Raw genomic sequence first — 14,704 nt, forward strand, 5'->3', positions numbered from 1 at the left:
ATTTGTTTTATTATATCGTAGACGATGATGAAGTTTTCCGTTCGATGCTTTCGCAAATTATTGAAGATGGAGATCTTGGAGAAGTAATTGGTGAGGCGGATGACGGAGCTTTTATTGAAGCGGATCAACTAAATTTTAAAAAAGTAGATATTTTATTTATTGATTTGTTGATGCCGATGAGGGACGGAATTGAAACAGTTCGTCACATTGCGTCAACTTTCACGGGGAAAATCATTATGATTTCTCAAGTGGAATCGAAGCAGCTTATAGGTGAGGCATATACACTTGGTGTAGAATATTATATTACAAAACCATTAAACAAAATCGAAGTTGTATCTGTTGTACGCAAAGTGATGGAGCGTATTAGATTGGAGCGTTCTATACATGATATTCAAAAATCATTGAATAACGTGTTTCAGTGGGAAAAGCCGCAATTGCGTACTGAACCAGTGCAAGAAGGAAAAAAGATAGGGGATTTAGGACGCTTTTTACTATCAGAACTCGGTATTGCGGGAGAGAATGGAAGTAAAGATTTACTTAGTATGCTGGAATATTTATATGGTCAAGAAAAGGCACAGACATTTGAGTTTGGCTTTCCTGCGTTAAAAGAAATTTTTCATCATATTACGATAAGGAAATTAGGGGATCTAGCTTTAGAGGCGGATATTGATAAAGAGAAAAAAGCGTCTGAACAAAGAGTACGTCGAGCTATTTATCAGTCGTTAAATCATTTGGCTTCTTTAGGATTAACAGACTTTTCAAATCCAAAATTTGAAAGCTATGCTCCAAAATTTTTCGATTTTACCGTAGTTAGAAAACGGATGACAGAAATGACGAAAGATGAACTCGCATCTTCTGGTCATACGCGAATTAATACGAAGAAGTTTATTCAAGTGTTGTATTTTGAGGCGAAGAGGTTGATGGAGATAGAGTGAAGAAGATGCTTATAAATAAGCATCTTCTTTTGTTAAATCAACATTTTATATTTTCTCGTGGAGCATGTAAAATGTTAAGTAAGAGAAAATGGTTTTATATTAAGGAAGTGTCAAAGCGATGAGTTTCACATTGAATAAATCGATTATTAAAGAAGTGTGCGGAGAGACCTCATATAAAAGAGGTGAAGCCTATTATAAATCAAATAAAGTGATAATAGATCATTACGATGAAAATAAAGAAATTTGTGAGGCGACAGTAAAAGGGAACGAGGATTTCCATGTTACAGTAGCAAAAGCCAAAAAGGGTGATGTTGTTGCAAAATGTAGTTGTCCTTCATTAGCGTCTTTTCAAACGTACTGTCAACATGTTGCAGCAGTATTAATACAAATAAACTATAATCAACAAACAGGTGGAATGAGCTCCACTAGTAGCAGAAATGATCAATTGACAAGTGGTATGTTTCAGCTGTTTGCAGACAAACCACTGAGGCCAAAAAGTAAACAACACCGTTTTGATACACGTGAAATATTAGATATTGAGTTTATATGTACACCAGTTGCTACGAGAAGTGGTGGGGCTCTTCTTGGAATTCAATTGAAACTTGCCAAAGTGTATTTCATAAATCATATTAGAGAATTTCTTTCTAAGGTGGAGAAAAGAGAGTCTTTGCATTGTTCAAATGAATTTACATATACACCAGATGTACATAGTTTTAAACAAGAAACGGATGCGATTATTCAGCAGCTCATTAAAATGTATCATAACGAAAAAATGTATGAAGATACGCTAGAAGTACACGCGAAACAAGATGAAAGTATGATATTTATACCACCAGCTTCATGGAAAGATATGCTCTTTTCACTTTCTAAAGCTGAATATGTACAGCTGAAACAAAATGAACAACTGTTTCAGGGATTACAAGTTTCAAAAGGGTTGTTGCCGTTACACTTTGAATTTACGAAGGGAAATAATGGCGGATTTACACTTCATATAGAGGGTTTAAATCGTGTACAAGTTATGGATATGTATAACAATGCACTTTACGATGGGAAATTATATCACTTACACATTGAAGATTGTATGCGACTTATTGAATTACAAAAGATGATGAGTCGCTCAAATAGTAATCAGTTTTATATTCCAGAAAGTAAGATGGAACATTTCGTCACGAAAGTTGTACCAGGATTAATGAAGCTCGGAACTGTACACATTGATGAAGTAATATCGGATCGTGTTGAAACACCTTCGCTAAAAGCGAAATTGTATTTAGACCGCGTGAAAAATCGCTTATTAGCAGGTCTTGAATTTCACTATGGGAACGTCATGATTAATCCGCTAGAAGAGGATGGACAGCCGTCTGTTTTTAATCGTGATGAGAAAAAGGAAAAAGAGATTTTAGACATTATGAGTGAAAGTGCTTTTGCAAAAACAGAAGGCGGTTACTTTATGCATAATGAAGAAGCTGAGTATAATTTTTTATATCACGTTGTGCCAACATTAAAAGGTTTAGTTGATATTTATGCGACTACAGCAATCAAATTGCGAATTAGTAAAGGGGATGCAGTTCCTCTTATTAGAGTGAGAAGAAAAGAAAGAATTGATTGGTTGTCATTTCGTTTTGATATAAAAGGAATACCAGAAGCAGAAATTAAAGGTGTATTAGCGGCCCTTGAAGAGAAACGTAAATATTATCGATTGGCGAATGGTTCGTTTTTATCGCTAGAGAGTAAAGAGTTTAATGAAATTAATCAGTTTATAAAAGAATCAGGTATTCGGAAAGAATTTTTACATGGAGAAGAGGTAAATGTTCCGCTTATTCGAAGTGTAAAATGGATGAACGGACTTCATGAAGGCAATGTTTTAAGTTTGGATGATTCTGTTCAAGAGTTAGTAGAAAACATTCAAAACCCGAAAAAATTAAAGTTTGCTGTGCCAAATACTTTAAATGCAGAAATGAGAAAGTATCAAGTATATGGGTTCGAATGGATGAAAACACTTGCTCATTACCGTTTTGGCGGTATTTTAGCAGATGATATGGGACTTGGAAAAACGTTGCAAAGCATTGCTTTTATAGATTCTGTTTTGACTGAGATTCGAGAAAAGAAACTGCCAATATTAGTCGTTTCACCATCATCTCTTGTTTATAATTGGTTTAGTGAATTGAAAAAATTCGCCCCGCATATTAGAGCAGTTATTGCAGATGGAAACCAAGCAGAGCGCCGGAAAATTTTGAAAGATATAACGGAATTTGATGTCGTAATCACGTCATATCCATTACTGAGAAGAGATATAAGATTATATGCAAGACCATTTCATACACTATTTCTTGATGAAGCACAGGCGTTTAAAAACCCTACAACGCAAACGGCAAGAGCTGTGAAAACAATTCAAGCTGAATACCGTTTCGGACTAACTGGTACACCTGTAGAAAATTCATTAGAAGAGCTATGGTCTATCTTCCATGTCGTCTTCCCGGAATTATTACCAGGAAGAAAAGAGTTCGGTGATTTAAGGCGTGAAGATATAGCGAAGCGAGTGAAACCATTCGTATTAAGACGATTAAAAGGGGACGTATTAAATGAGTTGCCAGAGAAAATAGAGCACTTACAATCATCGGAGCTATTACCCGATCAAAAGAGTCTTTATGCTGCTTATTTAGCGAAGCTAAGGGAAGAAACGTTAAAGCATTTAGACAAAGATACGTTACGTAAAAATAAAATTAGAATTTTAGCTGGTTTAACGAGATTGCGACAAATTTGTTGCCATCCTGCTTTATTTGTTGATGATTACAAAGGAAGTTCAGCTAAATTTGAACAACTGTTAGAGATTTTAGAGGAATGTAGAAGTACAGGGAAGAGAATATTAATTTTTTCTCAATTTACGAAGATGCTTTCCATTATTGGTCGTGAGTTAAATCGACAAGCAATTCCATACTTTTATTTAGACGGGAGTACACCAGCGCAGGATCGTGTAGAGCTGTGCGATCGGTTTAACGAAGGAGAAGGAGATCTATTTCTCATTTCTTTAAAAGCTGGTGGTACCGGACTTAATTTAACTGGTGCAGATACAGTAATATTATATGATTTATGGTGGAATCCAGCTGTTGAACAACAAGCGGCCGATAGGGCGTATCGAATGGGACAAAAAAATACAGTGCAAGTTATAAAGCTAGTAGCTCAGGGAACAATTGAGGAGAAAATGCATGAACTGCAAGAAAGTAAGAAAAATTTAATCGCTGAAGTGATTGAGCCGGGAGAAGAGAAATTGTCCTCAATCACAGAGGAAGAAATTCGAGATATTTTAATGATTTAATATAAAAAAGCTATGCCTTCAAATTTATGAGGGCATAGCTTTTTTGTTGTAATAATTATATTTTGTTTTGTACAAAGTAAAGAAATCAAATGTTATTTAAATTACTTCTTTGTACCTTTACTTTTGTAGGGTTTGGCAGCTGCCTTTTTCTTTGCACTTGATTGCCAACGGTTCCATCCTTTACTTCCTGTACCTTGTCCTACACCTTTTTTCGGTTTTGCTTTCGTTTTACTCATATGATCACTCCGTTATATAAAAAATCTTATTTAATAATAGCCAATGTTTTAGAAAAATATTCTGGATAAATGACTATGTTTGTTTTAAGTAAAAACAAACTGCTTGAATGCTATAGTATATCATGAAATTGCAAGTAAACTGAAAGGAATTATAAAGAAAATGAAAATAATAAGAAATACTGCGGATTCTATATTCCGAACGATCACATTAATTATTGTGTATACGTTAGTTTCGGTCAGTGAAACATTTTTGGGAATGACGAGGCAGAAAAAGTAAAGATGTTAAATTAACAACAATCAATAAAGCCGTAAAATAAAGAATTGAAAAATATTTTAAAACTTTTTGTTGACTTTCTTTATTTTTTGTATAGAATAATCATTAATAAAATGTTTCAGAGATGTGACAACAAAACGACTATGAAAGGACGAGTAGTAGTAGGACGTAGTTTAAGCGAGTCAGGGGTGGTGTGAGCCTGATACGAAGCCTATTATGAAGAACCTCCTGGAGTTGCTAACCGAAATCCTTTATAGGAAAGTAGACTTAGCCGGGAACTTCGCCGTTACAAGAAGAACAGTATCGAGATATTTCATCTCCGTATTGTATAAGTGAGCAACCTCTGTTGCTAATTTGGGTGGTACCGCGGAACCAAAGCCTTTCGTCCCAGTTTTTTGGGAAAGAAGGGCTTTTTTTGTTGGCTTCTTTTCACAACATCCAAACATTTTAGGAGGAAACCACCATGTATCAATCATTAATGACAGTAAGAGAGACTCAAATTGCAATTAAGGAAGTTAAAACATTTTTCGAGGACCAATTAGCAAAACGCCTTGAACTATTCCGCGTATCTGCACCATTATTCGTAACGAAAAAATCAGGATTAAACGATCACCTAAACGGTGTAGAACGTCCAATTGAATTTGATATGTTACATTCAGGAGAAGAATTAGAAATTGTTCATTCACTAGCGAAATGGAAACGATTTGCATTACATGAATACGGATATGAAGCTGGTGAAGGTTTATATACAAACATGAACGCGATTCGTCGTGATGAAGAACTTGATGCAACGCATTCCATTTATGTTGACCAATGGGATTGGGAAAAAATCGTTCAAAAAGAATGGCGTACTGTTGAATACTTACAAAAAACAGTACAAACAATTTATGGAATATTCAAAGATTTAGAAGATCACTTATTTGAAAAATATCCGTTCCTTGGAAAGTATTTACCGGAAGAAATTGTTTTCGTTACTTCTCAAGAATTAGAAGATAAATATCCAGAATTAACACCGAAAGATCGTGAACATGCAATTGCAAAAGAACACGGTGCAGTCTTCATTATCGGAATTGGTGATGCACTTCGTTCAGGTGAAAAGCATGACGGACGCGCAGCTGATTATGACGATTGGAAATTAAACGGTGACATTTTATTCTGGCACCCAGTACTACAATCTTCATTTGAGTTATCATCAATGGGAATTCGTGTTGATAGTAAATCACTTGATGAGCAGTTAACGAAAACTGGTGAAGACTTCAAACGTGAGTATGATTTCCATAAAGGTATACTAGAAGACGTACTACCATTAACAATCGGCGGTGGCATTGGACAATCAAGAATGTGCATGTACTTCTTACGTAAAGCACATATCGGTGAAGTTCAATCTTCTGTATGGCCTGACGATTTACGTGAAGCTTGCAAGAAAGAAAACATTCATCTGTTTTAATAGAAGTAAGGGAATAGCTTAAATATAGAGCTATTCCCTCTTTTTTATAAAACATTACTTATTTATTACCGAGTTCTTCTGCTAAACCGATTAAAATTCCTTCGACTCCACGAATGTAGCAGAGACGATACGAGTTCTCGTACTGAACTACTTCGCCAACGAGCTCTGCACCATGCTTAGTGAGTCTCGATACCATTTCGTCAATATCCTCGACAGTGAACATGACGCGTAGATAACCGAGGGCGTTTACAGGAGCTGTTCGGTGATCTGCTATAGTAGGAGGGGTGAGAAATCGCGAAAGTTCAATTCGGCTGTGGCCATCTGGAGTGACCATCATAGCAATCTCTACGCACTGAGAACCGAGTCCAGTTACGCGACCAGCCCATTCACCTTCGACATTTGCTCGACCTTCGAGATTCAAGCCAATCTCCTCAAAGAAAGAGATTGCGTTATCAAGGGATTCTACAACGATGCTGACATTGTCCATTCGTAGTAATTTGTTTTTTGCCATAGTCTTATCTCCTTATGTATAAAAGTTTATTATTTAATTATCCTCATAATTATACTACTAAGTAGTTACAAATTCCTTTCAGTCAAAAACACCTTGTCACAGTATAGGAAAATGTGACAAGGTGTTTTTTAATATATCATATAGCATCTTGTTAACGAATAGCTTTTTATTTAATAGGAAGGAAGTAGATTAATATGTTTTTTTTATAAGCGTTACTAAACATATCAAATTAGCTCATTTGCACGAAAGGCTCAATTTTCGCCATAAATGATTGATGCAGCGCCTCAACGCCTGTTACTAAATGAAGGCGGTCAATAACGACAGACACTTTAATTTCTGATGTACTTACCATTTTAATATGAATATCTTCTTCTTTTAAAGTAGTGAACATATTTGCAGCGACACCTGGGTTAGATACCATGCCAGATCCTACGATTGATACTTTTGCTAAGTGATTTTCATGTTCTACAGATTCGTAGTGAAGAGTTTCTTGATTTTGTTCCAATACTTCTAATGTTTCTCTTAAATCATTCGAGTGAATGGAGAAGGAGAGATGAACAGTTCCTTCATTTGTAATACTTTGAATGATGATATCTACATTAATATGTGCCGCTGATAATGTAGAGAAAACAGTTGAAAGTGAACCTTGTTCTAATCCTTTCACTGTGATGCGTGTAATATTATCTTCAAATGCAATACCTTTAACGATTGATTGTTGTTCCATGTTACATTCTCCTTTTACAATTGTTCCGTTTTCTTGTTCCATACTTGAGCGAACTTCTAAAACTACGTTATGATTTTTAGCAAACTCAACAGCACGCGGGTGTAATACGCCAGCACCGAGGTTTGCAAGTTCTAACATTTCGTCATAAGAAATTTCATCTAATTTATAAGCATCTTTTACAACTCGTGGATCCGTCGTATATACGCCGGTCACATCTGTGTAAATATCACATTTTTTTGCGTTTAGTGCAGCAGCTAATGCGACAGCAGTTGTATCAGAACCGCCTCGTCCAAGCGTTGTAATTTCAAAATCTTCACTGACTCCTTGGAAACCAGCTACAATAACAATCGTACCTTCAGCAAGATAAGATTGAATACGATCTGTATGAATGTCAGTAATCCGTGCACTACTATGTACAGATTCTGTCGTAATACCAGCTTGCCACCCTGTTAATGAAATTGCATGATAGCCTTTTGCTTGCAGTGCCATTGTTAATAATGAAATAGTTACTTGTTCTCCTGTAGATAGAAGCATATCCATTTCACGTTTACTTGGATTTTCTGTGATAGCGTTAGCGAGTGCGACAAGTTCATCTGTGCTTTTTCCCATTGCTGAAACGACAGAGACAATGCTATGACCTCGTTCATATTCTTCAATAATTAAATTTGCTACATGTTGAATGCGTTCGACGCTTCCGACAGAAGTGCCACCGAATTTTTGAACAATTGTTTCCATTACAGATTCCTTCTTTCGTCTATTTTTAAGAATAGATTAGGAAATATATAAATCCCAATACTCCTGTAGTTACCAGAAAGACAAACAAAAAACACCATCTCAAATAAGTGAGGATGGTGCTGTTACAGGAAAAGGGAAACAGAAAACGGAGCTAATAAAAAAACCGCCAAAAAAGGAATATCATAAAAAATGATATCTCTTTTTTGTAGATAGCTCTTCATACGTACACGTCTGTACATATGACAGTTCTGTTTCTATTCGAAAACAGCCCCAATTGATAAATGCAGAGAAACTTATCAATTTCGGCAATACTTCCTTTCATCTAAGTTCATAGACATCTCTGTGTCTCCATTAGAATACTCATAAGTATCGCAACCTCTATCTCACGTTTTAGGCGAGAGTGTTTGATTTATGAAGTTGTTGGTAACATTTGTTTTATAATAATTTAAATTTTTCGGGGAATCAAGTGTTTTATATATATTTTAAAAATTCTTTCTTTTTTCTGAGGAAGTTTGTGAAAAATGTAGCAAAATAAATTCATTGCATGTACATTAAACTTATAGTGCATAGGAGGTGGGAGAATGAAAAGGAAACAGCCTATTTATGTTGCGACAAAAATGAACACGACGATGGGAAAATTATGGGAATATACGCAAGAACCAGCTATACATACAGAGTGGGATGCTCGCTTTACTGAAATTTCGTATTTAGAGAAAAAAGAAGGAGAACCACAGAAGTTTTTGTATAAAACAAAGATTGGATTTGGGTTTGAAATAGCTGGAGAAGGGGAATCAATAGGTGAAATAAGAAAAGAAACTGGTGAAAGAATTTCCTCTTTAAAATTTTGGACGGATAATACATTATCTCTTATTCAAATAGGACGTGGTTATTGGAAGTATACGCCGAATAAAGAATACATCCATTTTGAGACACAATATGATTATGATACAAGATTTGGTCGTATAGGAAATGTGATAGATTCCTATATTTTTCGTCCGTTATTAGGTTGGGCGACTGCTTGGAGTTTTGATGCCTTAAAATTATGGTTAGAAAAGGGGCTTCATCCTAGGTTACTAATTAGAAGAACAATGACGTATTGGCTCGTATGTTTTTTATTTGCTTTTGTATGGATATATCAAGGGATAGTGCCAAAACTACTTTTTACTCATTTAGAAGAAGTAAAGATGCTTTCTGTATTAATCGGTTCAAATGAAAATAGTGTATATATACTTAAAATAATTGGGGTGTTAGAAATAATTTTCGGTGTTGTATGGCTGTTGCCAATAACAAAACGAAAATTATTTATACTGTATATTATTGTATTACTAGTTTTAACATTAGCGGCAGGATTTACGAATATTGCAAGCTTTACAGAGCCGTTTAATCCGATTACATTAAATGTTCTTCTAATGGGGTTATCAATTGTCGGTTATATAAATAGTTGCGATTTACCAAGAGCGAAAAATTGCAATAGGGCGAGAAAGGGATAAGTGTATGGTTAATATATATGAACGATTATTAGGGGATACCTATAAAAATCTTCATCCTGAATTGCAGAAGCGTTATGCGATTACAGAAGAGAATAGTTTTACAGGTGAAGGAAAGATGGATGAAATTTACGGTGGCTCTTTTTTCGTGAAATTTATATTAAAAATTGCATCGAAGTTTCGAATGTTTTTCTCGGAACGAGGAGAGGAAATTCCATTTACGATACAAAACATAGCTGAGCGAGATGAATATGGACAAGAATTAGTAAGGTGGAACCGTACTTTTTATTTTCATAATAAGAAAAGATATTTTAATGCAGTTATGCAATTGGATGGAAACGAAAATGAAATTGTAGATTATTTTGGCGAACCACATTTACTCGTTTCTACACTGCATTTTCATATCGATGAGTTAGGGGCAATGCATATTTCTTCAAAGAAACAATGGTTTTATATGTTTGGAAGAAAAATGCCGTTACCAAAATTTTTGTATGGTGAAGCAAAAATTGTTGAAAGTTATGATGCAACACTACAGTGTTTTCGAATTCATGTACAAGTACGAAACCCGTTAATTGGCTCGCTTTTTTCATATAAGGGAACATTTGTGGAAAGGAAATAAACGATATGAAAAATATAATATTTGGGCTTGCTTGTTATGTTGTTTTTCTAATATATGAGTGGTCGAATATAAATCCTGTTGAAGCAATTATATTATTGTCTGTTTTATTATTTATACCAATGTCACTTTGTATTATTGATAAAAGAAAAAGAGATGGATCGTATTTATTATTTTATAAATTCGTATCGTTTTTATATCCAATCGCAGCAATTTGTGCAATGCTAGCTTTCGTCACAAATTACAATGTATTTGCGCTAGTTTGGTTTGTATATACAGGAATTGTTGCGTTATTTGGTGTAAGTAGATTGCTAGAAAGAGGATGGAAGCCGTTAGAAGAGATCGCCATAGATAGTGCGTTTATTTATTTGTTTTTAGGTGGTTTTTGGTTTTTTGCTTCAGTAGCAAAACTTTCAATTATGCATTTTAGCTCTGACATTGTTTTACTCACAGCTGCACATTTTCATTACTCGGCGTTTCTATTGCCATTATCAGCTGGTTTAATAGGGAGAAAAAGAGAAAAGAGAAGTAAAGTATATGATGCTATTATGTTTATCATCATGATTTCACCTATGACAGTTGCAATAGGAATTACATACTCGAGAATATTTGAATTTTTTGCAGTGCTCCTATATTTATGTGCCATTTATGGGTATGGATTTTACGTTTGGAGAGCAAAATTTAATGCTATCAGTGCAAAGATTCTTCTAATCGTTTCGTCTAGTACACTCATGGTTACAATTATGTTCTCACTTATATATTCATACGGAAATTTGAAGCATGTAATGACGATTACAATTGCTCAAATGGTTTGGATTCACGGTGTTGTCAACGGAATTGGAGTAGCGTTACCGGCATTTGTCGGCTGGATGATCGAAAAGAGTGTTCCGAATTATAAATACTATGGGAAACCAATGAGTAAATTAAGAGGAAGTGTGGCAATTGGTGAGGCTTTTTTATATAGCGGCAATTTAGTAGACAGTAAGGAATACAACGGTTTAGTCGATAAAGTAAATGACTTTCATAGTGAGTCATTTGACGTGACGAAGGTACCTTTAAGTATTATTCGTTTTTATGAAAATACAACAGAGTATGAGTTGCAATCAAATATTAAATGGGCTCGTTGGTTCCGCCTATTTGCATTTTGTTATGAGAAAATGAGCAAGCATGTAGGACAAATACATTTAGGGATGGGCGGCAATTGGGAAACGATGCATGGCTCTATCATTAGTGTAATAGATGAGAAAGATGGAAGAGAGAATGTAAGGGCTTGGATAAGGAAAAATGAAGCAGGTGAATCTATTTTTGTAGCTCTTTATTCAAAGCATACAAATAAGAATGAGACATATATGAATATCGCCTTACCTTTACCTTATTCGAATATGACTGGTATTTTGAAACTATATAATGATAATCATGATTTAATCATTACTAGTAAGTTAAGAGAAAATGGCCAGGGAGATGAGGGAATTTATTTACATACTCGGTTCTTAACAATCCGTTTACCGTTAGCAGAGACTTTCATCATTACAGAGGGTAAGGATAAAATGTTAACAGCTCATCATAGCATGTGGCTATTTGGACTTGAATTTTTACATATTCATTATAAGATTGCAAAAATTGCACAGAAGTAAGAAAGGCTTGGATGGGTTTCCAAGCTTTTTTATGTATGGGTAATTGTCATAGAAATTTGTTTATTTAGCTCATTATCCCAAACACGTTGAATTTCAAAAGTGCCTGTTTCAAAAAATAATGGGAATCTTTCTTTAAACCAAGTTTGCATAGGTAGCTTTAGTGCTGTATCGATTGGTATCCATAATAATTCACCCTCAGGAGGATTCAAAAGAAGTTCACCTTCAAATGAGTCTGTCCAATAGTTAAATACCATATATCGAACATTACCTTTCGGATTGACATATTCATCTAATCCTTTAAAAGTTAAATTGGAAACAAGTAATCCAGTTTCTTCTTTTACTTCTCTTATAGCGGCTTGAACGATACTTTTGGGAAAATCTACTTTGCCGCCAGGAGCGATGTAGCCAGGGAAACCTCGATGGCTGGGGTGTTTTATGAGTAAAATTTCATTGTTACGTTGGATCATACACATTGTATAGATCTGATGTTCGATGTTATGTGAATTTGGAGGCATAATGATGTATTCTCCTTTATATTTTTTTGATAATTTTACCATAACATAATTGTTTCTTATATAATTAGAAATGGAATGTTATAAATTTTCAGTTATATATTATAAATTCTATAGTCATTCGAAAAGAGGGGAGAGACATGCAAGGAGAAATACAAAAGGAGAAAAGTTTAGGTTATGTTGGTAAATTATTATTACCGGTTAAAGTATCACCACACTTTAAATTTTTATGGATTGGACAATTACTCTCGGTCTTAGGTAGTTCGATAACTATGGTCATACTCCCAGTTGTTGTGTATTCATTAACTGGTTCAACAGTTGTAATGGGGATGACGATGGCAATGTACATGCTACCTAATATTCTTGCCTTACCGTTTGCGGGTTTAGTTGTAGACCGAATTGATCGGGTTAAATTAATGTTATTTACGGATATAATCCGCTGTATATTAATGCTATTACTTGCATCGCTTATATTTATGGATTTATTAACAATTACAATTTTATATATTCTCGTTGCCTTATACGGACTTATGGAAGGGATATTCCAACCAGCATATTCTGCTGTAAGGGCGAAAGTATTCGTCCCTGAAATTCGTAATGCAGCTAACGCACTCACTCAAATGAGTAATCAAGGTATACGATTAATTGGGCCAGCACTTGGTGGGTTAATCGTATCGGTTGCATCTGCAGGGATAGGTTTCGGACTAGATGCAGCAACGTACTTATTATCATTTTTATGTTTATTATTTTTAAAAGAAATTAAGTTTAAAAAAGTAAAACCCATTGAAAAGAGTAAGCTTAATTACAAACAAGAGTTTATGGAAGGTGTTTTAGTTTTAAAAAGTCATCCGTGGCTGTGGATTACAATTTTAGTTTTTTCTTTTATAAATATTTGTTATGCCGGTATTATCGTCGTATTAATTCCATGGTTATTTAATGTTCATCATCATTTTGAAGCTTACGTGTATGGACTTGGCATGGCCTTTTCTGGTGGTGGGGCTGTAATTGCCGCATTAATATTTGGTGGGAAAGAGCTGTGGCATAAGAGAGGATTACTGGCTTATGGAGGTGTTTTAATGAGTGGCATTGCTTTATTAATTATGCCATTCATTTCTTGGGCACCCGCTTTAATATTCTTAATGGCAATTGAAGGATTTGGCATGATGATATTTGGACTCATTTGGGAAACGAGTTTACAGGAGCTTGTACCAGAAGAAGCATTCGGAAGAGTGGCAAGCCTTGATATGTTGGGTTCTTTTGCTTTATTGCCATTAGGATACGTAGTTGTAGGCTGGTTAGCTACTGTCATAGGTGGCGAGATAACTATTATAACACTAGCTAGTTTAGTAATTTTAACAATTGGAATAGCATTGTCTGTACCGAGTATTCGTCGATTTAATTGATTATATGGGAAAAGAGGGCTAGACCTATATAGAAAATAACTTAGCATATAATCAACTAGTATTAATAAAACATCTTTGTAATGAAAAGCCTTCCATACACATTTGGCACAAAAAAATTAGTATGGAAGCAACAAAATTAGAAATCACAAAAGAAGTGACGGAAGCGATACAAGCAGGTTTCAAAAAAGAAGACTAAGCCCTAAAGAAATTAGGACTTAGTCTTCATTAAATACAAATGTTTGTTTCATTTTTTTACCTTCATTTACCGGATGGCCGTTATAAGAGAAATTCTTTTCTTCCCAAGTGATTACAACTTTAAAATTATGACTATTAAAGTCTAATGGGAATACCATGTAGTCAAAGCTTGTATGACTTTTAGAAATATTTTCATTAGGTGTAGTAGGTTTAAAGGTAGCCTTAGAGGTAGGATTGTTATCAAGTATTTCCACAGATACGTTTGATACATCATGACCGATGTTTTTTACGAGTAAACTATACGTATCAAATACACCTTGTTTCGGCTGGATTGCTTGCTTGTTTGAGTTATGAGATTTATCAATTTCGACATACCATTGTTTAGACTTTGACGCAATCGGTAGTGACTGAAATGTGTAAGCACTAGCTTGCATTGGTAGTGCTAAACATATAAGCGTAAAGAGAGTTAATATTTTTCGTTTCATTTTTTTTAGAGCTCCCATTCTTTAATGGATTTACTTGTTATTATCTTCTTTTCACGAGTAAATATACCATATAATGTAAAGTGGTTATTGTGAGTAGTGAATTAATATATTATTCACTACTCTTATAGCTGGCATAATTACGTATGTAGTAAGAAAGAATAAATTTGTTTTTTCTATACTTAGATTGCTACCCTTTT

General features: G+C 34.7%; 12 protein-coding genes, 1 riboswitch and 1 other annotated feature. Of the genes, 7 read left to right on the forward strand and 5 right to left on the reverse strand.

The features are described 5' to 3' along the window. Positions 1–2: 2 nt before the first annotated feature. Together ACTL4X_RS08895 and ACTL4X_RS08900 are read left to right on the forward strand one after the other, a co-directional pair. Positions 3–935, forward strand: coding sequence for a response regulator (locus ACTL4X_RS08895; protein WP_000500302.1), 933 nt, complete (start codon positions 3–5; stop codon positions 933–935). A 118-nt stretch (positions 936–1,053) separates the two neighbouring features. Further along, positions 1,054–4,248: a DEAD/DEAH box helicase gene (locus ACTL4X_RS08900; protein ID WP_086692830.1), complete on the forward strand. Its 3,195-nt coding sequence runs from the start codon at positions 1,054–1,056 to the stop codon at positions 4,246–4,248. A 101-nt stretch (positions 4,249–4,349) separates the two neighbouring features. Here ACTL4X_RS08900 and ACTL4X_RS08905 read toward each other — a convergent pair whose 3' ends face one another. Beyond that, the gene (locus tag ACTL4X_RS08905) at positions 4,350–4,484 is read right to left on the reverse strand and encodes a DUF3934 domain-containing protein (RefSeq protein WP_000047588.1); all 135 of its coding nucleotides are present in this window, start codon (positions 4,482–4,484) and stop codon (positions 4,350–4,352) included. Between the two features lie 408 nt (positions 4,485–4,892). Continuing rightward, positions 4,893–5,151: a binding site (T-box leader), on the forward strand. 70 nt (positions 5,152–5,221) lie between these two features. On the opposite strand from ACTL4X_RS08905, the gene asnA reads away from it, so the two are divergent. Beyond that, positions 5,222–6,205, forward strand: a complete 984-nt coding sequence (gene asnA / locus ACTL4X_RS08910; protein WP_000284917.1) for an aspartate--ammonia ligase — start codon at positions 5,222–5,224, stop codon at positions 6,203–6,205. 58 nt (positions 6,206–6,263) lie between these two features. Here asnA and ACTL4X_RS08915 read toward each other — a convergent pair whose 3' ends face one another. Both ACTL4X_RS08915 and ACTL4X_RS08920 read right to left on the reverse strand, forming a co-directional pair. After that, positions 6,264–6,716 (reverse strand): VOC family protein, encoded by a 453-nt coding sequence (locus tag ACTL4X_RS08915; RefSeq protein ID WP_001107259.1) that lies wholly within the window; start codon positions 6,714–6,716, stop codon positions 6,264–6,266. Positions 6,717–6,945: 229 nt separating this feature from the next. Then, the gene (locus ACTL4X_RS08920) at positions 6,946–8,175 is read right to left on the reverse strand and encodes an aspartate kinase (protein WP_017657943.1); all 1,230 of its coding nucleotides are present in this window, start codon (positions 8,173–8,175) and stop codon (positions 6,946–6,948) included. Positions 8,176–8,377: 202 nt separating this feature from the next. Next, positions 8,378–8,564, reverse strand: a riboswitch (Lysine riboswitch). A 192-nt stretch (positions 8,565–8,756) separates the two neighbouring features. Here ACTL4X_RS08920 and ACTL4X_RS08925 point away from each other — a divergent pair. The 3 genes from ACTL4X_RS08925 to ACTL4X_RS08935 are packed head-to-tail and all read left to right on the forward strand — an operon-like array spanning position 8,757 to position 11,912. Next, complete coding sequence (locus tag ACTL4X_RS08925; protein ID WP_086692824.1) at positions 8,757–9,665, forward strand: DoxX-like family protein; 909 nt, start codon at positions 8,757–8,759, stop codon at positions 9,663–9,665. Between the two features lie 4 nt (positions 9,666–9,669). Beyond that, positions 9,670–10,281, forward strand: a complete 612-nt coding sequence (locus tag ACTL4X_RS08930; protein ID WP_000247278.1) for a DUF4166 domain-containing protein — start codon at positions 9,670–9,672, stop codon at positions 10,279–10,281. A 5-nt stretch (positions 10,282–10,286) separates the two neighbouring features. Next, positions 10,287–11,912 carry a YndJ family protein gene (locus ACTL4X_RS08935; RefSeq protein WP_086692822.1) on the forward strand — a complete coding sequence of 542 codons (1,626 nt, stop codon included), beginning with the start codon at positions 10,287–10,289 and terminating at the stop codon, positions 11,910–11,912. Positions 11,913–11,941: 29 nt separating this feature from the next. Here ACTL4X_RS08935 and ACTL4X_RS08940 read toward each other — a convergent pair whose 3' ends face one another. Next, the gene (locus ACTL4X_RS08940; protein ID WP_001134941.1) at positions 11,942–12,427 is read right to left on the reverse strand and encodes an 8-oxo-dGTP diphosphatase; all 486 of its coding nucleotides are present in this window, start codon (positions 12,425–12,427) and stop codon (positions 11,942–11,944) included. A gap of 137 nt (positions 12,428–12,564) precedes the next feature. Between ACTL4X_RS08940 and ACTL4X_RS08945 the strand changes: the two genes are divergently transcribed. Continuing rightward, positions 12,565–13,827: an MFS transporter gene (locus ACTL4X_RS08945; protein ID WP_086692820.1), complete on the forward strand. Its 1,263-nt coding sequence runs from the start codon at positions 12,565–12,567 to the stop codon at positions 13,825–13,827. 215 nt (positions 13,828–14,042) lie between these two features. Here ACTL4X_RS08945 and ACTL4X_RS08950 read toward each other — a convergent pair whose 3' ends face one another. Continuing rightward, a complete protein-coding gene (locus ACTL4X_RS08950) occupies positions 14,043–14,507 on the reverse strand; it encodes a hypothetical protein (RefSeq protein ID WP_000823336.1) in 465 nt (154 codons plus the stop codon). Positions 14,508–14,704 lie beyond the last annotated feature (197 nt).

It is taken from the genome of Bacillus sp. RE35 (assembly GCF_052146655.1).
Classification (GTDB): domain Bacteria; phylum Bacillota; class Bacilli; order Bacillales; family Bacillaceae_G; genus Bacillus_A; species Bacillus_A cereus.

Coding starts and splice junctions, on each gene's coding strand:
- ACTL4X_RS08900 (WP_086692830.1), top strand. CDS start 1,054: ATGAGTTTCACATTGAATAAATCGATTATTAAAGAAGTGTGCGGAGAG.
- ACTL4X_RS08905 (WP_000047588.1), bottom strand. CDS start 4,484: ATGAGTAAAACGAAAGCAAAACCGAAAAAAGGTGTAGGACAAGGTACA.
- asnA (WP_000284917.1), top strand. CDS start 5,222: ATGTATCAATCATTAATGACAGTAAGAGAGACTCAAATTGCAATTAAG.
- ACTL4X_RS08915 (WP_001107259.1), bottom strand. CDS start 6,716: ATGGCAAAAAACAAATTACTACGAATGGACAATGTCAGCATCGTTGTA.
- ACTL4X_RS08920 (WP_017657943.1), bottom strand. CDS start 8,175: ATGGAAACAATTGTTCAAAAATTCGGTGGCACTTCTGTCGGAAGCGTC.
- ACTL4X_RS08925 (WP_086692824.1), top strand. CDS start 8,757: ATGAAAAGGAAACAGCCTATTTATGTTGCGACAAAAATGAACACGACG.
- ACTL4X_RS08930 (WP_000247278.1), top strand. CDS start 9,670: ATGGTTAATATATATGAACGATTATTAGGGGATACCTATAAAAATCTT.
- ACTL4X_RS08935 (WP_086692822.1), top strand. CDS start 10,287: ATGAAAAATATAATATTTGGGCTTGCTTGTTATGTTGTTTTTCTAATA.
- ACTL4X_RS08940 (WP_001134941.1), bottom strand. CDS start 12,427: ATGCCTCCAAATTCACATAACATCGAACATCAGATCTATACAATGTGT.
- ACTL4X_RS08945 (WP_086692820.1), top strand. CDS start 12,565: ATGCAAGGAGAAATACAAAAGGAGAAAAGTTTAGGTTATGTTGGTAAA.
- ACTL4X_RS08950 (WP_000823336.1), bottom strand. CDS start 14,507: ATGAAACGAAAAATATTAACTCTCTTTACGCTTATATGTTTAGCACTA.